Annotated in this window: 17 protein-coding genes and 2 tRNA genes; 7 read left to right on the plus strand and 12 right to left on the minus strand. The window is 67.9% G+C overall.

The genetic code is table 11. The annotated features are described in order from the left end of the window. Positions 1–95: 95 nt before the first annotated feature. Positions 96–998 carry an aminoglycoside phosphotransferase family protein gene (locus DWV11_RS09610; RefSeq protein WP_115788670.1) on the plus strand — a complete coding sequence of 301 codons (903 nt, stop codon included), beginning with the start codon at positions 96–98 and terminating at the stop codon, positions 996–998. Positions 999–1,020: 22 nt separating this feature from the next. On the opposite strand, the gene DWV11_RS09615 is transcribed toward DWV11_RS09610, so the two are convergent. The 3 genes from DWV11_RS09615 to DWV11_RS09625 all read right to left on the minus strand — a co-directional run bounded on the left by DWV11_RS09615 (position 1,021) and on the right by DWV11_RS09625 (position 3,540). Continuing rightward, entirely contained in the window at positions 1,021–2,166 is a 1,146-nt protein-coding gene (locus DWV11_RS09615; RefSeq protein ID WP_115788671.1) for a class I SAM-dependent methyltransferase, read from the minus strand. 70 nt (positions 2,167–2,236) lie between these two features. Next, a tRNA-Ala gene (locus DWV11_RS09620) sits at positions 2,237–2,309 on the minus strand. Positions 2,310–2,592: 283 nt separating this feature from the next. After that, positions 2,593–3,540 carry an NAD-dependent epimerase/dehydratase family protein gene (locus DWV11_RS09625; protein ID WP_115788672.1) on the minus strand — a complete coding sequence of 316 codons (948 nt, stop codon included), beginning with the start codon at positions 3,538–3,540 and terminating at the stop codon, positions 2,593–2,595. 80 nt (positions 3,541–3,620) lie between these two features. Between DWV11_RS09625 and DWV11_RS09630 the strand changes: the two genes are divergently transcribed. Beyond that, the gene (locus tag DWV11_RS09630; protein WP_115788673.1) at positions 3,621–4,235 is read left to right on the plus strand and encodes a ScbR family autoregulator-binding transcription factor; all 615 of its coding nucleotides are present in this window, start codon (positions 3,621–3,623) and stop codon (positions 4,233–4,235) included. Between the two features lie 57 nt (positions 4,236–4,292). Here DWV11_RS09630 and DWV11_RS09635 read toward each other — a convergent pair whose 3' ends face one another. Next, positions 4,293–5,228: a ScbA/BarX family gamma-butyrolactone biosynthesis protein gene (locus DWV11_RS09635; RefSeq protein WP_168404649.1), complete on the minus strand. Its 936-nt coding sequence runs from the start codon at positions 5,226–5,228 to the stop codon at positions 4,293–4,295. A 183-nt stretch (positions 5,229–5,411) separates the two neighbouring features. Here DWV11_RS09635 and DWV11_RS09640 point away from each other — a divergent pair, with 183 nt between their 5' ends. The 5 genes from DWV11_RS09640 (at position 5,412) to DWV11_RS09660 (ending at position 13,444) form a co-directional block, all read left to right on the plus strand. Next, a complete protein-coding gene (locus DWV11_RS09640) occupies positions 5,412–6,080 on the plus strand; it encodes a hypothetical protein (RefSeq protein WP_136017893.1) in 669 nt (222 codons plus the stop codon). Positions 6,081–6,083: 3 nt separating this feature from the next. Continuing rightward, positions 6,084–7,673, plus strand: a complete 1,590-nt coding sequence (locus DWV11_RS09645; protein ID WP_115788676.1) for a DNA polymerase Y family protein — start codon at positions 6,084–6,086, stop codon at positions 7,671–7,673. A 48-nt stretch (positions 7,674–7,721) separates the two neighbouring features. Further along, complete coding sequence (locus DWV11_RS09650; RefSeq protein ID WP_115788677.1) at positions 7,722–11,159, plus strand: error-prone DNA polymerase; 3,438 nt, start codon at positions 7,722–7,724, stop codon at positions 11,157–11,159. Between the two features lie 129 nt (positions 11,160–11,288). Continuing rightward, the gene (locus DWV11_RS09655; RefSeq protein WP_115788678.1) at positions 11,289–12,488 is read left to right on the plus strand and encodes a pyridoxal phosphate-dependent aminotransferase; all 1,200 of its coding nucleotides are present in this window, start codon (positions 11,289–11,291) and stop codon (positions 12,486–12,488) included. Beyond that, on the plus strand, positions 12,485–13,444 hold the full coding sequence (locus DWV11_RS09660; protein WP_115788679.1) for a 2-hydroxyacid dehydrogenase: 960 nt from the start codon (positions 12,485–12,487) through the stop codon (positions 13,442–13,444). The genes DWV11_RS09655 and DWV11_RS09660 overlap by 4 nt, the downstream gene beginning before the upstream one ends. A 213-nt stretch (positions 13,445–13,657) precedes the next feature. Here DWV11_RS09660 and DWV11_RS09665 read toward each other — a convergent pair. The 8 genes from DWV11_RS09665 to obgE form a co-directional block, all read right to left on the minus strand. Further along, positions 13,658–13,733 (minus strand) — tRNA-Ala (locus tag DWV11_RS09665). A gap of 155 nt (positions 13,734–13,888) precedes the next feature. Next, the gene (gene rsfS / locus DWV11_RS09670; protein WP_115788680.1) at positions 13,889–14,287 is read right to left on the minus strand and encodes a ribosome silencing factor; all 399 of its coding nucleotides are present in this window, start codon (positions 14,285–14,287) and stop codon (positions 13,889–13,891) included. A 59-nt stretch (positions 14,288–14,346) separates the two neighbouring features. Next, positions 14,347–15,630 (minus strand): hypothetical protein, encoded by a 1,284-nt coding sequence (locus DWV11_RS09675; RefSeq protein ID WP_115788681.1) that lies wholly within the window; start codon positions 15,628–15,630, stop codon positions 14,347–14,349. A 7-nt stretch (positions 15,631–15,637) separates the two neighbouring features. Further along, positions 15,638–16,309: a nicotinate-nucleotide adenylyltransferase gene (nadD, locus tag DWV11_RS09680; protein ID WP_281269613.1), complete on the minus strand. Its 672-nt coding sequence runs from the start codon at positions 16,307–16,309 to the stop codon at positions 15,638–15,640. A 1-nt stretch (position 16,310) separates the two neighbouring features. Then, the gene (locus DWV11_RS09685) at positions 16,311–16,550 is read right to left on the minus strand and encodes a hypothetical protein (protein WP_115788683.1); all 240 of its coding nucleotides are present in this window, start codon (positions 16,548–16,550) and stop codon (positions 16,311–16,313) included. A gap of 111 nt (positions 16,551–16,661) precedes the next feature. After that, the gene (locus DWV11_RS09690) at positions 16,662–18,038 is read right to left on the minus strand and encodes a glutamate-5-semialdehyde dehydrogenase (RefSeq protein ID WP_115788684.1); all 1,377 of its coding nucleotides are present in this window, start codon (positions 18,036–18,038) and stop codon (positions 16,662–16,664) included. Between the two features lie 22 nt (positions 18,039–18,060). Then, positions 18,061–19,215: a glutamate 5-kinase gene (gene proB, locus DWV11_RS09695; RefSeq protein WP_115788685.1), complete on the minus strand. Its 1,155-nt coding sequence runs from the start codon at positions 19,213–19,215 to the stop codon at positions 18,061–18,063. Beyond that, the gene (gene obgE / locus DWV11_RS09700; protein ID WP_115788686.1) at positions 19,205–20,794 is read right to left on the minus strand and encodes a GTPase ObgE; all 1,590 of its coding nucleotides are present in this window, start codon (positions 20,792–20,794) and stop codon (positions 19,205–19,207) included. The genes proB and obgE overlap by 11 nt, the downstream gene beginning before the upstream one ends. Positions 20,795–20,885: the final 91 nt, after the last annotated feature.

Genomic DNA, 20,885 nt, shown 5'->3' on the forward strand with positions numbered 1-20,885 from the left:
TACTTGCATCTGCATCGTACGTCACCCGCGCTCCCGCCGGTATGCTCACACGCGGGTCCCCGCGAAGCCGCCCGACGGGAAGTGCAGAGGGCTTCATGGCGCTGATGCCGGGGGCCGACGTCGAAATCACCGCCGGCCTTGTCCGCCGCCTGCTCGGCGCGCAACTGCCTTCCCTCGCCGGGGAACCCCTGAAGCTTGTGGCGAACGGCTGGGACAACGCCGTCTACCGGCTGGGCAGCGCAAGCGCTGTGAGATTGCCCCGCCGCGAGGCCGCAGCGCACCTGCTGGTCCACGAGCAGCGCTGGCTTCCCGGTTACGCCCGCCGCTCCCCGGTGCCCGTGCCGGCGCCAGTATTCGCCGGGCGGCCCGCCGCCGGATACCCATGGCACTGGAGCGTAGTTCCCTGGTTCGACGGCGTCCCGGCCACCCGCATGCCGGCGGCGGAACGGGGCCATGCCGCGGAGGAACTGGCGGCGTTCCTCTCGGCCATCCATGTACGGGCCCCGGCCGATGCGCCGGTCAATCCCGTGCGCGGCGTCCCCTTGGCGGCACGCTCGGCGGCGGTCCTGGAACGGCTGGCGGACACGTCACGGTACCCGGAGGCCGGGCGGCTCCGGACCCTCTGGACACAGGCCCTGACCGCACCGCCGCATGCCGGGCCACCGCTGTGGTTCCACGGCGACCTGCACCCGGCCAACATTCTGTTCCGCGACGCCCGGAGCCGGCCTTCAGGGCTCGCCGCCGTGATCGACTTCGGCGACCTCGGCGCCGGGGATCCCGCCGTCGACCTGGCAGTTGCCTGGTTGATGTTCGACGACGCCGGCCGGCAGCGTTTCATGGCCGCCTGCGGTGCCGCCCGGGCTGAGTGGGAGCGCGCCAAAGGGTGGGCCTTGGTCCTTGCGACGGCGATGCTCAGCAACTCCGACGACAACCCCGACATGCTCGAAACCGGACGCTTCGGCCTGCGGCAGCTGCTTGGCGGCGAACCCGGGACCTGACCCCGGTGTCACCCAGTGCCCCTCAGGCCTTGACGCTGCGGGTGACGGTGAACTTCGGGTTCCGGCCGACCTCTTCCGTGGCCCCTACCAGCCGTTCGAGGGCCGGGCGGTACTGGAGGTGGCTGTTGTACACCGTCCACAGCTCGCCCCCCGGTGCCAGGACCCGTGCCGCGGCCTCGAACATCTTCAGTGCCGCTCCGGCGTGGACGCTCGCTCCGAGGTGGAAGGGCGGGTTGAGCAGGATGAGGTCCGCGCTGCCCGCTTCGAATCCTGACATGGCGTCGTCGTGCACGACGGCGATACGGTCACCCAAGCCGTTGGCCGCGGCCGTGGCTGCGGCGGAGGCGACGGCGGCCGCGGACTGGTCGGTGGCGGTGACCCTCGCGTCGGGGTGGCTGCGCGCATACATGGTGGCGAGGATGCCGGTGCCGCAGCCGAGGTCAACGGCGTGGCCGGCGTCTGGCATGCGGTCGAGGAAGGACAACAGGAAGCGGGTCCCGATGTCCAGCTTCCCGCCGGAAAAGGCGGCGCCGTGGGCGGCCACCGTGATGCCGAGCTCAGGTACCTGTTCGAGGGCTGGAAAGCGGGCCGCGCCTGCCGGCCGTTTGGGGCCGCGGGCCACCAGTACGCGGGACTTCCGCCGGGCGAGCTGGGGCTGGACGGTGTCGAAGTAGCGTTCCAAGACGCCGTTCATCCCCAAGGACATGTGCTTGACCCTGCCGCCGGCCAGCAGGACCGTGTCTTCGGGTGCATGGCGCACAACGGCGTCGGCGATTTCCTCCAGTTCCGCCAGCGAACGCGGCAGCTGGAGCAGGACCAGTCCCGCGCCGTCGAACAATTCCGGAACGTACAGCCCGGGTCCCGGCGGGCAGGATTCGAAACGCCCCTCGTAGCCGGCCGCGGCGGCGTTGCGTTCCAGGGCACTGCGCCCGGAATGGAGGTCCTGGGCCACGCGGATCCCGCCGATGTCCAGGGCGGCCAGGGCGCCAAGCGTCAGGGCGCCGTAGCGGTCGCCGACGACGGCGACCCGCGTTCCCGGGCGCAGGTGTTCCTCCGCGGTTTCCAGGAGCAGCCTGTCGCTCGCGTCATGGGCGAAGAGGTTCGGGGCTTCGATATCCGGGAACCGCCTGAGCCCGGCGAGAACCCTGTCCAGTTCCACGTCCTGCATCGGCTCGATCCGCCTTCCCTCGGAGACAAAGAAACACCCCGCCCAACCGGGCGGGGTGTTTCTTCTTCGGTGGAGCTGAGGGGACTCGAACCCCTGACCCCCTGCATGCCATGCAGGTGCGCTACCAGCTGCGCCACAGCCCCGGAAATCACCAGGCAGGAACTTTCCCGTTCCCGCCGAAGCAACTCGTCAATACTAAACCACATCGGTGTGAGATGGAAATCGGCACCTGACAGGCCTCGCGACGGCTTTTGCGGGCGGCTTAAGCAGATAAGGTGCGGTCGACGAATCGGCCGCACCTCCCCCCATTTCTGCTATCAGGCCCGGTTCGCAAAACGAGACTGGCCTGCTTCCCAGTGTAGGGTCATAATCAGTGTTAAACAAACCATTCATCCTGTTTCGGTGCGGGCCACCCCTCCGGGCGGATCATGACCGGAACATCCCCGCGACAGGCTCGGCGCCGGGAACCACGCCGCTTATCCGCCACAGCTGTTCGGAAGGGTAGAAATGATCCACCGTGACAAGGTCGATCTGATGCCTGCTGAACCCCGCATCCAGCACGGACTCCCACACCTCCGGAGCATCGCCCAGAAGGGGCGGCACCGGACGCCCGGACGCCCGGCACAGCTCCTCCACCAGGACCGAAACTGGAACCGGCGCGGGATAGGCGGCATAGAAGGCCCGCCCCGGCTGCGGATCCGCGAGCGCCAGCCCGGCCACGAGCTCCCCCAGGCTGCCGGCGTCGATCACCGACAAGCGGGCAGCACCGTTCCCGGGCCACCCGCCGGCCGCGTCGATGATGCGCAGCAGGCCGGGCGCCGCCCAGCGGTCACCTTCGCCGAACACGAGGTTGGGACGCACGACTTCGCCGCCGTAGTCCAGGACCATGCGCTCGGCCGCCGCGCGCGCGGCACTGGCCGCCGAGGCCGGCCTGCGGGGATACGGTCCGCCGCCCCGGTGCGGGCCCATGCCGTGGACACTGGCGGTGCTGAGGTAGATAAGGCGTGGATTGCCGGAGTGCTGGCATTGTTCGATGATGTTCCGGGTGCCGGCCTCGTTGACCTCGCGGGCCAGCGCCGGGTCGGAGCCGACGTACGAGACGGCGTGGACCACGACGCCCGGATCCTCCAGATCCCGCAGGAAAGGCAGGAAGGCGCCCGGCACCGTGACGCCGGCCGCGGTGAGCTCCGCCACCGTGCTGGTAGCGTGGTGTCCCTGCGGCCCGGCGGGGCCATCGGGATTCCGCGTGCCGGGGTTCCGGGAGGGCGCGGTCACCCGGGCCTTCCCGGCCAACGACGCAGCGATGCGGCGGCCGATGAAGCCCGACGAGCCCAGCACCACCACCCCGGGGAGTGCGCCGGCACCGGCTGTCATGTTCCCCGGGCTCCGGCAATCGATGGAATCATGAACCCAAGTATCCCGGATGGAGAACCGGAGAGGTCCTGACGCTGACTATGCAACAACGAGCCAAAGCCACCCGAACGGCCGTGATCGAGGGAGCCGCTTCCATCTTCGAGGAAGTCGGCTACGGAAATGCGAGCCTGAGCGACGTCACCAAGCGCGCCAACGTCACCAAGGGCGCGCTCTACTTCCATTTCAAGTCCAAGGAAGACCTCGCCCTTGCAGTCATCGCCGAGCAGCACAACATCGTGCGGATCGCCGGCGAGAAGATCGCGTCCGCCGGGCTTCCCGCCCTGGAAACCATGATCACGATGTGCAAGACCTTCGGGCAGCAACTGCTCGACGAGCCCGTCGTCCGTGCCGGCATCCGCCTGACCTTCGAGGCCTCGGCATTCAACGGGGATGTCAAGGGCCCCTACCAGGACTGGATGGCCACGATGGAGTTCCTCACACAACAGGCCCAGCGGGAAGGGGACATCAGGGAGGATCTGGACGCCAGCGACTTCGCCCACTACCTGGTGGCCTCGTTCACGGGAAGCCAGATGGTGTCCAACGTGATGACAGGCCGAAAGGATGTCCTGAAGCGGATCGATGACATGTGGGACTTCATGATGCCCGCGATCGCCCCCCACCACCCGGCTTCCCACCACGGCGAGCAGCGCCGCTGAACCTGGCGACCCGGGGCCAAACCCGGATAGCCCGGGCCGGCTCAGTTCCGGGCCGGCTCAGTTCCAGACGGCCGCCTGCAGGATCATCAGGACCTCGTCACCGTTGAGCACCCGGACCTGCACTGAATCCTGCCTTCCGGGTTCCGCCGTCGCATCCGGTTCCCCGGCGTCCGGCAAGGTCACTGCCAGCTCAACCGGGTCGGCGAGTTCGGCAATCTTCACGAACTCCGCTTCGAAGCGGGAAAAATCGGCTTCCGGTCGGCCGATGGCGGCACGCACGGCCTGCCTGGCCGCCTCGATCAGGAGCATCCCCGGCACGTGGTCCAAGGGGTGGTCGAAGAAGATCGGGTGGCTCGTGTCTACCCGCAGCGGCCAGACGGAGGGCCGGACCTCCTCCCCCAGCATCACGTTCCGGGCAGTGGAATGGCCCACCACCGAGGCCTTCAGCAAGGAGCCCCTGGACTGAGGCTGTTCGACCACGGCGGAGCGGCGGAAGCGCTCATAGCCGGCAGGCGTCACGATACGGGCCCCGGCACTGCCCCTGCCAATGGTTTCGCCGCCCACCATGAACGTCGCATCCACCGTGAGCGCAGCGGGCGTTCCCGCGCTCAGCTTCACGTCCCTGAGCTCGAGCTCCATCGAAAGCTGCGTCGGGATCGAGGGATCCAGCTTCACCTCCTCCATGGACACCCCGAGCCTGGGCATCAGGAACTTGTAGTCCATGGGAACACCGTTGCGGTGGGCCAACAGGATCACCGATTGCCGCAGCGTCTCGGCCATCAGCGCCGAATCCGGCAGGCCGTCGCTGGATCCGTAAAAGACGTGCCAGCGCGGCCATTGGGCTCCTGCCGCAAAACGGCCCGGTCCCATCTGGACAAAGTCCGTCAGGAAGACTTCCGACAGGGAAAGCTTATGGACCAAGCCGCGCCCTACCGAGGATTCGAACAGCGCTTCGACATGCCCCGGGCCGCTGCCCGTGTTCCGTTCATCCAACTCGGTGTGCCCCAATGTTCTTCGACCGTAATTGCCCAATTTTATCGGTTCACCCGCTTTTTCAAACACGTGAACGGCCCCCGTACCCTCACCATGCCAAGGAGCGGACAGGAACGGAACCCCCACTCTCCCGGCGTCCCCGCGGCAATTGACGTATTCGAACATATATTCGAATATTGGAGTATGTCAGAAGCGCTACCCGACCTCCCTCCCGGCTCCTTGCGCTCTTCGCCGGGCGAGGACCTGCAGGCCAAGATCCACCTCCTGCAGGGCAGGCGCGCACGGGAACATTCCCTCCCCGTACTTCCGGCACTCAAGGCAGTCCTGCCGGGCGGCCTGCGGCCCGGAGCCGTGTACTCCCTGCAGGGTTCCATGTCCCTTGCAATGGCCCTGCTGGCGGGACCGTCCCTGCAAGGCGCTTGGTGCGGAGTCATGGGGCTTCCCGACTTCGGGATCGAAGCGGCGGCGGGGTTCGGCGTCGCACTGGATCGTCTGGTCCTGGTCCCCGATCCCGGCGAGCGCTGGATGCAAGTGCTCGCCGCCATGGCCGATGTCCTCCCCGTGGTCCTTGCCTGCGCCCCGTCCCGGGCAGCCCCTGCAGAAGCCGCCCGCCTCGGGGCCAGGCTCCGCGAGCGCGGTTCCGTCCTCCTCGTGGCAGGCCACTGGCCGCAAAGCGAGGCGGTCCTGCGCGTCAGCGGGCACGAATGGGAAGGCCTTGGCCAAGGGTACGGGCACCTTGCCCGCCAGGAACTCCGGCTCGAAGTGGCCCTGCGGGGTGCCTCACGGACCGCCGTCGTGGACCTTGCGGGAAGGGTTCCGGAAGACTCCTCGGCGTACCGGATCGGGGCCTAAGACATGTCTGGCGGAGCGGTTTCCAGGGTGATGGCGGCCTGGTTCCCGGACTGGCCGCTTGTGGCGGCCCGCCTCGCGGATGAGCTGCCGGCCGACGTCCCTGCCGCAGTCATCTCCCAGGGCAGGGTGGCGGCATGTTCGGCGGAGGCCCGGGCGGAGGGCGTGGTCCGCGGCCTGCGGCTCCGGGAAGCCCAGACCCGGTGCACTTCGCTGGCGGTGTGCCCGGCGGACCCGCTGCGGGATGCCCGGGAATTCGAGCCGGTCCTCGCTTCCCTGGAAGAGCGGAGCCCTGGAGTGGAAGTGCTGCGTCCGGGGTTGTGTGCCGTCCGGGTCCGTGGTGCTGCCCGGTATTACGGCAGCGAGGAGTCAGCGGGCGGGGCCGTGCTCGACGCCGCCGATTCCCTGGGCGTCGAGGCCCGGGTGGGGGTTGCCGATTCCGTCTTTGCCGCCGTGCAGGCCGCCCGGAGCACCACCGAAAGCGTCGCACTCCTGGTGCTGCCGCCACACACGTCACGGGATTTCCTGGCCCCGTTTCCCGTGGAAGCCCTGGAACAGCCGAAGCTGGCTTCCTTGTTGAAGCGGCTCGGCATTCATACCCTCGGGGATTTCACGCAGCTCCCCCTGTCCGACGTCCGGGCCCGTTTCGGTGCAGCCGGCGTCCTGGCCCACGCCATGGCCGGCGGCGAAGATCCCAAAGTGGTGGTTCCCCGGGTGCCTCCGCGGAAGCTGGACCGGCAGGTGGATTTCGAACCCGGGCTGGACCGCATCGACCAAATTGCCTTCCAGTTGCGGGCACCCGCCGGAGAGTTCGTTGCGGCACTGCAGGACGCAGGACTGGTGTGCACGGAACTCAAGGTTGCCCTCCTGGACGATTCCGGCATCCGCTCGGAGCGCCTGTGGGGACATCCCCGCCATTTCACGGCGAACGACGTCGTCGACCGGGTGCGCTGGCAGCTCCAGCCCCGCTCGGCGGACCCCTCCGGCGGCCTCAACGCGGGCGGCATCACCTCGGCGATCGTCCGGGTGGAGTTGATTCCCGGGCGGGTGGACTCCATTACCGGCCACGGGCAGGCCCTGTTCGGTGAAGGTGCAGAGGAGAAGATTCATCACGGACTGAGCCGGCTCCAAAGCATGCTGGGGCAGGAAGCTGTGCTGGTTCCCGCTGTCTCCGGCGGCCGGGTCCTCAGCGAACGGCGGCTGCTCACGCCGTGGGGCGATCCCGTTCCGCGGGAGGCTGCAGTCCAGGCGGCCAGGCCCTGGCCCGGAAGCATTCCGGATCCGCAGCCTGCCACGGTCTTCACCTCCCCTGTCCCGGTCCTGCTGCTGGATGCGGCCGGGGAGCCAGTCCGCATTGACGAACGCGGCACCCTGCTTTCCCCGCCGCACTGGTTCTGTCCGGAGGCCGCCGGGGGAAGCGCCGCGCCGCGCCGGGCGGTGGCCGAATGGACCGGCCCCTGGCCGCTGCGGCAGCGCTGGTGGGACGAGGGCCGCCGTCGCCATGCTGAACGCTTCCAGATCGTCGACGGCGACGGCGACGCCTGGCTCCTGCTCCTGACCGGGGACCGCTGGTGGGCTGAAGCCCGCTACGACTAGGCGGCTCCGCCATCCTGGCCCCAGCAACACCAAGCAAGAAAGACCGACATGGGCTGGCACAATTCACCGCTCACCTGGGCGCAATTCGAAGGCACCCTCTCCGGCAGGCTCCCTGCACGGGAACGCGGGCAGAAGGGCGACGGCGGGGACAGCCCCGCCTGGTCCCGGAAACGCGGCCCCTACCATCCGCTGCCCACCCAGGCGCTTCCCCCGGCGCAGGGATCGGTCCCGTACGCGGAACTTCATGCCCACTCGCATTACAGCTTCCTCGACGGCGCTTCCTCACCCGAAGAGCTCGTGGAGGAGGCCGTGCGGCTGGGCCTGCACGCCCTCGCGCTCAGCGACCACGACGGTTTCTACGGAATCGTGCGGATGGCCGAGGCAGCGGAGGCCTACCAACTGAAGACCGTGTTCGGCAGCGAACTCTCCCTTGAACTGGGCAAACCCCAGCACGGCGAAGCCGACCCCGAAGGCAGACACCTGCTGGTCCTCGCCCGCAAGGAGGAGGGCTACCACCGGCTGGCCTCCGCCCTGACCGCTGCCCACCTGGCCGCCGGCGCGGAGAAGGGCAAGCCGGTCTACAGCCTCGACTCCCTGGCCGAAACACTTCATGGCCATTGCCTGGTCCTGACCGGCTGCCGCAAAGGATCCGTGCGCCGGGCGCTGCTGTCAGGAGGCGAACGGGCAGCGGCGCGGGAGCTCGATGCCCTCCTGGACCGCTTCGGGCACGGGAACGTGGTGGTGGAGCTTTTCGACCACGGCAACCCGCTGGACACGGACCACAACGACGCCCTTGCCCGGATCGCGGCGCGGGCCCGGGTTCCCCTGATCGCCAGCAACGCCGTGCACTACGCCGCACCCGGGCAGTATCCTGTGGCCACGGCGCTCGCCGCGGTCAGGGCACGGCGGAGCCTGGACGAACTGGATGCCTGGCTTCCGTCCAACTCCGGCGCGCACCTGCGCAGCGGGGCGGAGATGGCCGCACGCTTCGCCCGCTACCCCGGCGCCGTCGAACACACAGTGGAACTTGCCGACGACCTCGCCTTCCAGCTGCGGGCTGCCCGGCCGAAACTTCCGAAGCTCGACGTCCCCCGGGGGCACACCCCCATCTCCTGGCTGCGCGAACTCGTCAGGCAGGGGGTCGCGGCGAAGTATCCGGGCGCAGGCGGGGACGTCCATGCCCGGATCGAACAGGAACTCGCCGTAATCGAAGCGAAGGACTTCCCCGGCTATTTCCTGATCGTCCACGACATCGTGCAGTTTGCCCGGTCGCGCGGCATCCTCTGCCAGGGCCGCGGTTCGGCGGCGAATTCCGCCGTCTGCTTCGCCCTGGGGATCACCGCCGTCGACAGCATCTTCTACAAACTCCCGTTCGAACGCTTCCTCTCAAGCCTGCGCGAGGAGGAGCCGGACATCGACGTCGACTTCGATTCCGACCGCAGGGAGGAGGTCATCCAGTACGTCTACGGCAAATACGGGCGGTTCAATGCGGCGCAGGTGGCGAACGTCATCAGCTACCGGCCGAAGAACGCCGTCCGGGACATGGCCAAGGCACTGGGCTACAGCCAAGGCCAGCAGGATGCCTGGTCCAAGCGGATCGACCGCTGGAACGGCGTCGAGGAAGGCAAGGAGGACGGGATCCCCGGACCCGTGCTGGAACTGGCCGAACGGATCATGGGCTTCCCGCGGCACCTGGGCATCCACTCTGGGGGCATGGTCCTCACGGAACGGCCCGTGGGCGAAGTGGTGCCGATCGAGCACGCCCGGATGGAGGACCGCACGGTGCTGCAGTGGGACAAGGACGACTGCGAATGGATGGGCCTGGTCAAGTTCGACCTCCTGGGCCTGGGGATGCTCGCGGCCCTGCAGTACTGCTTCGACCTGATCGAGGACAACTTCGGGGAACACTGGAAAATCGAGACGATCCCCAAGGAAGAACCCGCGGTGTACGACATGCTCTGCCGCGCCGATTCGATCGGGGTGTTCCAGGTGGAATCACGCGCCCAGATCAGCACCCTGCCCCGACTGAAACCACGGAGGTATTACGACCTCGTGGTGGAGATCGCCCTGATCCGTCCCGGCCCCGTCCAAGGCGGCGCCGTGCATCCCTACATCCGCCGCCGCTCAGGCGAAGAGGACGTCACCTACCTCCATCCCCTGCTGGAGCCCGTGCTGGAACGGACCCTCGGCGTCCCCCTGTTCCAGGAACAACTGATGCAGATGGCCGTCGCCGTGGGCGGCTGCACCGCGGAAGACGCCGACCTGCTCCGCCGGGCGATGGGTTCCAAGCGCGGGGTGGAAAGGATTGAATCGCTCAAAGCCAAGCTGTATGCCGGGATGGCCGCCAACGGGATCAGCCCGGACGACGCCGATCAGATCTACGCCAAGATCGAGGCCTTCGCGAACTTCGGCTTCGCCGAATCCCACTCGCTCAGTTTCGCGGTGCTGGTCTATGCGAGCTCCTGGTTGAAGCTGCACTACCCCGGAGCGTTCCTGGCGGCGCTGCTCCGCGCCCAGCCCATGGGGTTCTACTCCCCGCAGAGCCTGGTGGCCGATGCCCGGCGGCACGGGGTCAGGGTGCTCCGGCCGGACATCCTCCGCTCCCGGGCGGAAGCGACCCTCGAACCGTTGGAGGAGCACGACGGCGGCACGGAAGCGGGTGCCCCGGCTGCCGCCCGCCGCGGCGGGATGGATTCCTGTCTGCTTGCCACGCAGCCCGAGCCTGGAGCGTTCCGCCCGGACCTTCCGGCAGAGGACCACCTGCACCGCCGCGACGGCTCCCATGCGGTGCGCCTCGGCCTCGACGGAGTCACGAACATCGGAGCCGATGTGGCGAAGCGGATCGTTGCCGAGCGGGAGGAGAACGGACCTTACCTGGACATGGCGGACCTCTCCCGCCGGGCGGATCTCGGCTCCGAACAATTGGAAGCGCTCGCCTCCTCCGGCGCCCTTGACTCCTTGGGATTGAGCCGCCGCGAAGCGTTGTGGCAAGCGGGCAGTGCGGCTTTGGAACGGCAGGGTCAACTGCCGGGCACGCAACTGCCCTTCCAGTTGCCGCTGTTGCCGGAACTTTCACCCCAGGAGAGCGTCATCCAGGACCTATGGTCCACCGGCGTCACCACGGATGACCATCCCATGCGGCATGTGCGCGGCAGCCTGGAGGAACGCGGGGTGCTGCGCATCGACAGCCTGGCAGGGGTTGCCTCCGGTACCCGGATCGAAGCCGCGGGGCTGGTCACGCACCGGCAGCGTCCCCAGACCGCGCAAGGCATCACTTTCGTCAACCTCGAAGACGAGAGCGGCATCCTCAACGTGATCTGCAGCGTCGGCCTTTGGAAACGGCACCGCCGGGTGGCCCGGGAGGCAGTGGCCTTGGTGGTGCGCGGCTTCCTGGAACGGTCCCCCGACGGCGTCACCAACCTGGTGGCGGACAGGCTGGAAGCCCTTGGCCTGCCAGCCGCGCCAAAATCGCGGGACTTCAGGTAGCCGCCGGCGGGTCGGGAAGAGCAAGTCACGAAATGTGACGAAAAACACTTTGCCCCCTGATATATCAATCATATACTAGACCGGATCCGTCGCAGGATCGCTCTCCAACTCGACGAGGAGTGAAACACCATGCAGAAACTCGCGAACCGGCTCGAACGCCTGGGCACCGAAACCGCCTTCAGCGTCGCCCAAGCCGCCGCCGCCTGGAAGGCCAAGGGGAACCTCGTGTACCCCTTCCACCTGGGCGATATCAACATCCCCACCGCCGCGAACATCGTGGAAGCGATGAACAAGGCGATCGCCGACGGCTACACCGGCTACTGCCCGGGCCCGGGCATCCCGCAGCTGCGCGAAGCCCTTGCCGAGGACATCGGCTCCCGCCGCGGCATCGAGTTCTCCCCCGAGAACGTGGTGGTGATGACCGGCGGCAAGCCCGTCATCACGAAGTTCCTGCAGACGGTCATGAATCCCGGCCAGGAAGTGCTCTACCCCAACCCCGGCTTCCCGATCTACGAATCGCAGATCGAGTACCTCGGCGGCACGGCCGTGCCGTACCGTTACGTGCCCACCAGCACGGGCTTCGCGATCGACCTTGACCAGGTCCGCGCCTCGATCACCCCTAACACGGCAGCGATCATCTACAACGACCTGCAGAACCCGATCTCGGCCGAGTCCACCGCGGCCGAACGGGAAGCCATCGCGCAGATCGCGATCGAACACGACCTCTGGGTCCTCTCCGACGAGGCCTACTTCGAGACCCGCTACGAAGGCGTTTCCAGCTCGATCGCAGCGCTTCCGGGCATGGCCGAGCGCACTGTCATCCTCTACACCTTCAGCAAGAAATTCGCCATGACCGGTTCGCGCCTGGGCTGCGCCGTCGCCCCGCGTGAAATCGCCCAGGTGCTCAGCACGCTGAACACCAACGACGAGTCCTGCACCACGCACTACGTGCAGTGGGCCGGCATCGAAGCGCTCCGCGGCCCGCAGGACTCCGTGCAGCAGATGCTCGACGTCCTGCAGAAGCGCCGGGACACCGCCTGCGAACTCGTCAACTCCATCCCCGGCATGAGCGTCGCCGTGCCGCAGTCCACCTTCTACCTGTTCCCCGACGTCACCGAAGCCATGGCCCGGATGGGCTACACCGCGGTGGGCGACTTCGCCACCGACGCCCTGTACAAGACCGGTGTGTCCTTCTGCACGCGCGAGCACTTCGGCCGCCGCCTGCCCTGTGAGGAACGCCAGTACATCCGGCTCGCCTACTCGGGCATCGAAGCGGACGCCATCCGCGACGGCCTCGGCCGCCTGCGCGAATGGATCGAGACCGCATGAGCCGCGTCGTCGTCACGGGACGCATTCCCGAAGCCGCCCTCGACAAGCTCCGCGCCGGACACGACGTCGACGCCTGGGCCGGTACCGAATCCATCAGCCGCGAAGAACTCCTGCGCCGCGTCGCCGGGGCCGATGCCATCGTCAGCCTGCTCACCGAACGCATCGACGACGAACTGCTCGACGCCGCCGGACCGCAGCTCAAGGTCGTCTCGAACGTCGCCGTCGGCTACGACAATATCGACGTCCCGGCCTGCACCGGTCGCGGCATCACCGCCACCAACACCCCCGGCGTGCTGACCGAAGCCACGGCCGACATCGCCTTCGGGCTGATCCTCATGGCAACCCGCCGCCTCGGCGAGGGCGAACGGCTCATCCGCGCCGGCCAGCCCTGGAAATGGGGCATGTTCTTCCTCCTCGGCTCCAGCCTGCAGGGTAAGACCCTCGGCATCGTGGGCATGGGCGGGATCGGACAGGCCACCGCACGCCGGGCCAAGGCCTTCGGCATGGAGATCGTCTACCAGTCCCGCAGCGAAATCGACCCCGCCATCGCCGCGGAACTGGGCGCCCGCCGGGTTGAACTGGACGAACTGCTGGCCGTGTCCGACGTCGTGTCCCTGCACTGCCCCTACGGGCCGAACACCCACCACCTGATCGGTCCCGACGAGCTCGCAGCGATGAAGGACACCGCGTACCTGGTGAACACCGCCCGCGGACCGATCGTCGACGAAGCCGCCCTCGCCACCGCGTTGCGCACGGGCGCCATTGCAGGCGCAGGCCTGGACGTCTTCGAAAAGGAACCCCAGGTCTATCCGGAACTGCTGGACCTCGAGAACGTGGTTCTCGTGCCGCACCTGGGCTCGGCCACCGTCGAGACCCGCACCGCCATGGCAGTCCTCGCCGCCGACAACACCCTCGCCGTCCTCCGGGGCGAGCAGCCGCCGACGCCGATCGCTTAGTGGGGGCTGGGCGCTGTGCATGCGCACACGCATGCACAGCGCATCTGCCCACATCAGACGGCGCGATGAAGCGGGTATGAGCCCCGTCCCCCAGGGACGGGGCTCATACCTGTTAGCGGGCACGTGGCCCCGGGAAGCCGGAGGATCCAATGGCTCCGGAATCCCTGCGGAAACGAAAAAGGAACCGTCATTCCTGACGGTTCCTTTTTCGTTTGGTGGAGGTAAGGGGATTCGAACCCCTGACCTTCTGCATGCCATGCAGACGCGCTACCAACTGCGCCATACCCCCATATTCTCGCTGCTTCATGAAGCAGGAAAGACTTGGGAAAGTCTTTCCCGCCCTGCCTTGCGGCGAAGCAACTCCAATATCTTAGAACAGCCGTTCCGAAAATTCCAAATCGGGCATACTTTGGCCGTTCTGCCCCGCCAATCCGGGGTTCTTGCTCAGGCGCCTTCCTGGATTGCCGACGCGCCGTGGTCCTTGCCGTTGAGCTCGAGGTCCACCACAGGGCAGTCTTTCCAGAGCCGTTCCAGGGCGTAGAACACCCGATCCTCGCTGTGCTGGACATGCACCACGATGTCCGCGTAGTCCAGCAGGACCCAGCGGCCTTCGGAGCGGCCTTCGCGCCGCACGGGGCGCAGGTCCTGCTTGAGCAGCTCCTCCTCGATGCTGTCGACAATCGCGTTGACCTGGCGCTCGGTGGGCGCGGAAGCGATCAGGAAGACGTCGGTGAGGGCGAGGCGGTCACTGACGTCCAGGGCGACGATGTCCTCAGCGAGCTTGTCCGCTGCCGCGCGGGCGGCGTGGCGGGCCAGGACGATGGACGATTCATGTGCAGTCACGGGACTCCTTGTGTGGTGGTTAATGCGGTGCAGGCCAATGCCTGCCAACGTCTGGGGCTTCAGCGGGAGATGCCGCTGGCGATGAAAACAATGCCGGCAATGACGGCGGCTGCCGCGACCACCGCCAAGCACAGGATGAGCAACTGCTGCCGGCGCGCACGCGCCAGCCCGGCCGTTGCGGCGTCGAGGGGGTCGAGCCCGTAGGCGGCGCGCGCGGACACGGGTGCCGCCGGTGACGCCCCCTCGGAGTCGACGGCTGCGTCCTCCACTGTCCGCGTGCGGGGCGCCTTCGCCGCGGCCTCAGCCCGGGCAAGCACCGCCGAGCGGCCACGCTTGCTGCGCTGTTTCGCAGCTGTTGCCTGGTCCTTGCTCAGTTTCGGCCCGGCCGAGGTCACCAAAGGAACGAAGCTGGTTGCCGGCGGCTTCATCATGGGACGCTCGACGCCCGGAACCTTGACGAATTCCAGCGGCGTCACCATGGCCAGGTTGTTCGCCGTCGCAGGCCCGCTCTTGGCGGCGGCCGGACGGGCCGTCTGCTCAGCGAGCTTCTGTTTGGCCTCGGCACGCTTGCTGAGGATGGCTTCGCGTTCGGCCTCGGCGATCTGCCGGGCAAGCGCTTGCTGGTCCTCGGGAACCTCCCCCGCCGCCTGCGCGTCAGCGGCCTCACCGGAAGCGTTCTCCAATGAGGCAATGTGTTCGAGCTTGTTGGCCTGGTTCCGGGCCTGTGCCGTCAGCAGTTCCCGGGCAGCAAGGGCCTGCTCAACCGACATCTCCGGCCGCGCCGCGGGAGCTTCCGCGGGGGCTGGCTCTGCGGCGGAGACGGGAGGCCCGGCAGTGACCCGGATGGCGCCGTCGGGAGCGGTGCGGTAGGGACCGGGCTGCGCGGACCTGCCGCCGGGAACTGCCTGCTGAACAAGCGGAATCGCCGACGGCGGCGCGTCGGCGGATGCCGAACCAACGGCCGCCGATCCCGCGGGCGGAGCGACCACCGGAAGCATGGACGTGCCGGGAGCCAGTTCCTCCTGGAGCTGCTGGAGTCGGAGCTGCCTGCGCGTCGGCGGGCCGCCCTTGGACAGCTGCCCTTCCTTGTCCGCGAGTTCCTTGATCGCCCGCAGCGCCGCACGGTCGCGCGCCCTGATCTGGGAGGAGCGCTCGGACGGCGTCGCGTCCACCGGGGCGTCCGCTACGCGCCGTACGCGCCCGGTTTCGGGGCCGGACTTCTTGGGGGCTTCAGCAGGCTTGCCGGTGCCTGCCACGTGTTCCAGTGGCGTCTGTTCCAGGTGCTGTTCCCGGGCTCGACGAAGTTCACGCCGGCTGCGGATAGGGGGCTGTTCCTGGCTCATTCAAAACTCACTCAGTAAGTGCTCGGCGGTCTGATCCGGTCAATGACGACACGGACGCTGCGGGCTTCTTGGCCGCGTAAAGCCCGTACTTGGCGATGTACTGGACCACGCCATCGGGAACGAGGTACCACACCGGGCTGCCTTCGGCCACACGGGCGCGGCAATCAGTCGAGGAAATGGCCATGGCGGGCACTTCGAGCAGGCTGACGTCCTCCCTGCCCATGTCATCGAGCACGTGCCCGGGCCTGGTGACGCCCACGAAGTGCGCCAGCTTCCAGAGCTCATCCACGTCTTTCCAGGACAGGATCTGGGCCAGGGCATCGGCACCGGTGATGAAGAACAGGTCGGCATCCGGGCGGAGGGCCCGCAGGTCGCGCAGCGTGTCGATCGTGAAGGTGGGACCGGGACGGTCCACGTCCACGCGGCTGACGGTGAAGTTCGGGTTCGATGCCGTGGCGATCACCGTCATGAGGTAACGGTGTTCAGGTTCGCTGACCTGCCTGCTGGACTTCTGCCAAGGCTGCCCCGTGGGCACGAAAACGACCTCGTCCAGATGGAACTTCGCGGCGACTTCGCTCGCGGCAACCAAGTGGCCGTGATGGATGGGATCGAACGTCCCACCCATCACGCCCAGGCGGATCCTGCGATCCGTGACCTCGAAGGGTTTTGCGGCGGAAATCTTAGTGGCCAAACCCTGAGTGCTTGGCCGGGTGCTGGCGGTGCGGATCCGAGTGCTCGTCGACCGGCTCGTGGCGGTTGCCCAGGTTGGTGTAGGACAGGGTGACGAACATCAGGACGCACAGGATGGCGAACATGGTGACACCGAAAACCCACGGCTCGGCCCACAGCGGAGCCAGTTCCTCGTGGCCACCTTCGCCGCCCTGCGCGGCAATGGAAACGGCGATCTGTTGAAACTGCATGTTCTCCCCTAGTGGTTCAAAGGATTTCGACGGCGGATCCTCCCGCCGCTTCGGACTTCTGTTCTATGTTACAGCGTTGGCGTTACGGCAACGCCCGCCGCCGGCACCGGCCTAGGCCCGTACCTGGCCTTCGCCCTGGACGATCCACTTGGTGGTGGTCAGTTCCGTCAGTCCCATGGGACCGCGGGCGTGCAGCTTCTGGGTGGAGATGCCGACTTCGGCACCGAGGCCGAGCTCTCCGCCGTCGGTGAAGCGGGTGGAGGCGTTGACGATCACGGCCGCGGAGTCGATTTCGGCGATGAACTTCTCCGCGTTGGCGAGGTTGTTCGTCAGGATCGCTTCGGTGTGTCCGGTGGTCCACTTGCGGATGTGGTTCACGGCGGCGTCCACGTTGTCCACCATGGCCACCGCGAGGTCCAGGTCCATGTATTCGGTGGCCCAGTCGTCGTCATCGGCCGGCACGGTTTCCACCGTGCCCGCGAGGGCCTGGGCCACCCGGTCGTCGACGTGCAGCGTGACGCCGGCAGCTTTCAGCGCGGACGCGACGGCGGGCAGCACTGTGGATCCGGAGTGGACCAGCAGGGTCTCCACCGTGTTGCAGACGCTGGGCCGCTGGGTCTTGGCGTTGAGCAGGATCTCCACGGCCATGTCCTCACCGGCGGACTCATCGATGAAGATGTGCACGTTGCCCTCACCGGTCTCGATCACCGGCACGGAAGAGTTGTTCACGACCGTCTGGATAAGGTCCCGGCCACCGCGCGGAATAAGGACGTCAACCCGTCCGCGGGCGCGCATCAGCACATTGGCACCTTCGCGGCCGTACTGGTCCACGGTCTGGACAGCGTCGGCAGGCAGGCCCACCGATTCCAGGGCGTCACGCAGGATCACCACGAGGGCGGCGTTGGTGTGCGCCGCGGCGGAGCCGCCGCGCAGGATCACGGCGTTGCCGCTCTTCAGGGCCAGGCCGGCGATGTCCACGGTGACGTTGGGGCGGGCCTCATAGATCGCCGCGACCACGCCCATGGGCACGTTGACCTGGCGCAGGCGGAGGCCGTTGGGCAGCGTCTGGCCGCGGACCACGTTGCCCACGGGATCGGGCAGGCCGGCGAGGTTTTCGAGGGCTGCCACGAGGCCGTCGATGCGGGCAGGGGTCAAGGTGAGCCGGTCCAGCAGGGCCTTGGACGTCCCGTTGGCCCGGCCGGCCTCCACGTCCTTGGCGTTGGCCGCGAGGACGGCGGCCTGCTGTGCCACGAGTGCCTCGGCGATTGCATGCAGCGCGCGGTCCTTCCACGCCCGGTTGGCCTGCGCCATGCGGCGGGCGGCCTTGCGGGAGCGGTCGGCGATGGCGTGGACGGCCGCCTCAACGTCCTCTGCACTGAGTTCCTTGGGCGTCAGCGACTCCGGGGTTTCCGCCGGCGGAACGGCACCGGAAACGGGACCGGTGGTTGCTGCGTCGGAAACGGCCTGGGGAGTCAGTGCTTCAGTCATGGTCCAAGTTTAGTGGAGCCTGCTACGGGACCAGAACGAGGTCGTCAACATGGACAACAACGCGGTCATATCCGCTGCCCAGCTCCCTGGCGAGTTCCTTCGTGGAGCGGCCGAGCATGCGCGGAAGCTCTTCGGCGGAGTAGTTGACCAGGCCCCGTGCGATCACGGTCCCGTCGCCGGCCACCATTTCCACCGGGTCCCCGGCTTCGAAATCGCCGGCCACGGAAGAAATTCCGGCGGGCAGAAGCGAGGTGTGGCGGTCGCGCACGGCCCGGACGGCGCCGTCGTCGAGCATCAGGCGGCCACGCACGGAGGCAAGATGCGCCAGCCACAGCAGCCGGACGGGCTTCCGCCCGGCGTTGACGGCGAACCAGGTGCCGACGTCCTCGCCCGCCAGTGCCGCGCCTGCGTTGGCGGTGGAGGTGACGAGGGCGTGGATTCCGGAGCCGGCGGCGATACTGGCTGCCTCGACCTTGGTCATCATGCCGCCGGTTCCGACGCCGGCTTTGCCGGCCTTGCCGATGGTCACCCCTTCGAGGTCCGCGGGGCCGGTGACCAGCGGGATGCGCTTGGCACCCTTGGCGGGCGGGCCGTCGTAGAGGGCGTCGACGTCGGACAGCAGCACGAGCGCGTCGGCGCGCACCAGATGCGCGACCAGGGCGGCCAGGCGGTCGTTGTCGCCGAAGCGGATCTCATGCGTGGCGACGGTGTCGTTTTCGTTGACCACCGGGACCACGCCCAGATTGAGCAGCCGGTCCAGGGCCCGGTAGGCGTTGCTGTGCTGGGTGCGGCGCATGAGGTCATCAGCCGTGAGCAGCACCTGGCTGACGGTCACGCCGTGGGCCGAGAACGCCTGGGTGTAGCGGGCCATCAACAGGCCCTGGCCCACGCTGGCCGCCGCCTGCTGGGTGGCGAGGTCCCTGGGCCGTTTTGCCAGGCCCAAGGGTGCGAGTCCTGCGGCAATGGCGCCCGAGGACACCAGGATGATTTCGCTGCCGGCGTTCCGCTTGCGTGCGAGGGCATCGACGAGGGCGGTCAGGGCGCGTTCCGAGATGCCGCCCTTGATGCTGGTGAGCGAGGAGGAACCGACCTTGACCACGATCCGCCTGGCCGCGGCCAGCGCCTCTCGTCCGGCAGGTTCCATAGCGACGGGCCGGGCCTGTGCGCTAGTCGTCATCGCCGTCTTCCAGGCCGCTTTCGGTCACGGGGCGGGCAGCACGACGGCGGCTGACGGATTCCGTCCAGATGCCTGCCTTCCGCTCGGCCTCGAGTTCGGCGCGGGCGGCGGCCTTGGCTTCCCGGCGCTCGACCTGCTCCTCGCGCTTCTGCGAACGGGTGGGACGGTCGCCGATGTCCGCGATGCGGATGTCGGTGCCGCGCGGCGTGGCGAGGAGTTCCGCGCCGGCCATGATGGTGGGCTCCCAGTCGAAGACGACGCCGTCCTCGCCGCCGATCACCACTGTGTCGCCCGGGGTGGCGCCCATCTTGTAGAGCTCCGTTTCGATGCCGAGCTTGGCCAGGCGGTCGGCCAGGTAGCCGATGGCCTCTTCGTTGTTGAAGTCGGTCTGCTTGACCCAGCGCTCGGGCTTCTCACCCATGACCCGGAAGAGCGGCTCCAGGTTCTTTTCCTCGCGGCGGATCGTGAAGCCGGTTTCGTTCACGGCGCGCGGGCGCAGCACCGGGGCGGCAACCTTGGGCGGCGCGGCCTGCACCGCGTCGCGGGCGGCCTGGACGATCTCGGCCATCGCGAAGCTCAGGGGCCGCAGGCCTTCGTGGCTGGTTGCGGACACTTCGAAGACACGGTATCCGCGGGCTTCAAGGTCGGGGCGGACAAATTCGGCCATGTCGCGGCCGTCGGGCAGGTCCACCTTGTTCAGGACCACGAGCTTGGGGCGCTCGTTGAGCGGGACCACTTCGCCGTCGGCGCCGGCGTAGCTCATGTCGACGGCGTATTTTTCGAGTTCGTTCTCGATGATGGCCAGGTCCGAGAGCGGGTCACGGTCAGCTTCCAGGGTGCCGCAGTCCAGGACATGGACGAGCGCGGCGCAGCGCTCCACGTGGCGCAGGAAGTTGTGGCCCAGTCCCCTGCCTTCGCTGGCACCTTCGATGAGGCCGGGTACGTCGGCAATGGTGTAGCGGACGTCACCTGCCTGGACCACGCCGAGGTTGGGAACGAGGGTGGTGAACGGGTAATCGGCGATCTTGGGCCGCGCCGCGGACATGGCGGCGATCAGGCTGGACTTGCCGGCCGAGGGGAAGCCAACGAGGGCGATGTCGGCGATCGACTTCAGTTCCAGGACGATGTCCCGGGAATCGCCTTCGATGCCGAGGAGGGCGAAGCCGGGGGCCCTGCGCTTCTGGGAGGACAGCGCGGCGTTTCCGAGGCCGCCGATGCCGCCGGCTGCGGCCAGGAACTCGGCGCCGGTGCCCACGAGGTCGGCCAGGACAGTGCCGTCCTTGCTCTTGACCACGGTGCCGTCCGGGACGGGGAGGACCAGGGTCTCGCCGTTCTTGCCGCCGCGCCAGTCGCCCATGCCGGGACCGCCGTTCGTGGCGTGCCTGTGCGGGGCGTGGTGGTAGTCGAGCAGGGTGGTGGTCTGGCCGTCGACGCGCAGGATCACGTCGCCGCCGTTGCCGCCGTTGCCGCCGTCGGGACCGCCGAGCGGCTTGAACTTCTCCCGCTTGACCGATACACAGCCGTGGCCGCCTGTTCCGCCGGATACGTGAAGTACTACCCGGTCTACGAAGGTGGCCACGTTTTTCTCCTCTGTGTATGCAAAAACTCTAAAAGATTCTAATGCTGTTAAAAGACAAGTGGAGCGGGCCGCCTGGCCCGCTCCACCCGTT

It is taken from the genome of Arthrobacter silvisoli, from assembly GCF_003369445.1.
Taxonomy (GTDB): domain Bacteria; phylum Actinomycetota; class Actinomycetes; order Actinomycetales; family Micrococcaceae; genus Arthrobacter; species Arthrobacter silvisoli.

Bases quoted from the DNA above. Each gene is read 5' to 3' on its own strand.
- DWV11_RS09625 (WP_115788672.1), bottom strand. From the start codon at position 3,540: ATGACAGCCGGTGCCGGCGCACTCCCCGGGGTGGTGGTGCTGGGCTCG.
- DWV11_RS09645 (WP_115788676.1), top strand. From the start codon at position 6,084: ATGTCTGGCGGAGCGGTTTCCAGGGTGATGGCGGCCTGGTTCCCGGAC.
- DWV11_RS09675 (WP_115788681.1), bottom strand. From the start codon at position 15,630: ATGAGCCAGGAACAGCCCCCTATCCGCAGCCGGCGTGAACTTCGTCGA.
- proB (WP_115788685.1), bottom strand. From the start codon at position 19,215: ATGACGACTAGCGCACAGGCCCGGCCCGTCGCTATGGAACCTGCCGGA.
- DWV11_RS09690 (WP_115788684.1), bottom strand. From the start codon at position 18,038: ATGACTGAAGCACTGACTCCCCAGGCCGTTTCCGACGCAGCAACCACC.
- DWV11_RS09610 (WP_115788670.1), top strand. From the start codon at position 96: ATGGCGCTGATGCCGGGGGCCGACGTCGAAATCACCGCCGGCCTTGTC.
- DWV11_RS09630 (WP_115788673.1), top strand. From the start codon at position 3,621: ATGCAACAACGAGCCAAAGCCACCCGAACGGCCGTGATCGAGGGAGCC.
- DWV11_RS09615 (WP_115788671.1), bottom strand. From the start codon at position 2,166: ATGCAGGACGTGGAACTGGACAGGGTTCTCGCCGGGCTCAGGCGGTTC.
- DWV11_RS09660 (WP_115788679.1), top strand. From the start codon at position 12,485: ATGAGCCGCGTCGTCGTCACGGGACGCATTCCCGAAGCCGCCCTCGAC.
- DWV11_RS09640 (WP_136017893.1), top strand. From the start codon at position 5,412: ATGTCAGAAGCGCTACCCGACCTCCCTCCCGGCTCCTTGCGCTCTTCG.
- DWV11_RS09685 (WP_115788683.1), bottom strand. From the start codon at position 16,550: ATGCAGTTTCAACAGATCGCCGTTTCCATTGCCGCGCAGGGCGGCGAA.
- DWV11_RS09650 (WP_115788677.1), top strand. From the start codon at position 7,722: ATGGGCTGGCACAATTCACCGCTCACCTGGGCGCAATTCGAAGGCACC.
- DWV11_RS09655 (WP_115788678.1), top strand. From the start codon at position 11,289: ATGCAGAAACTCGCGAACCGGCTCGAACGCCTGGGCACCGAAACCGCC.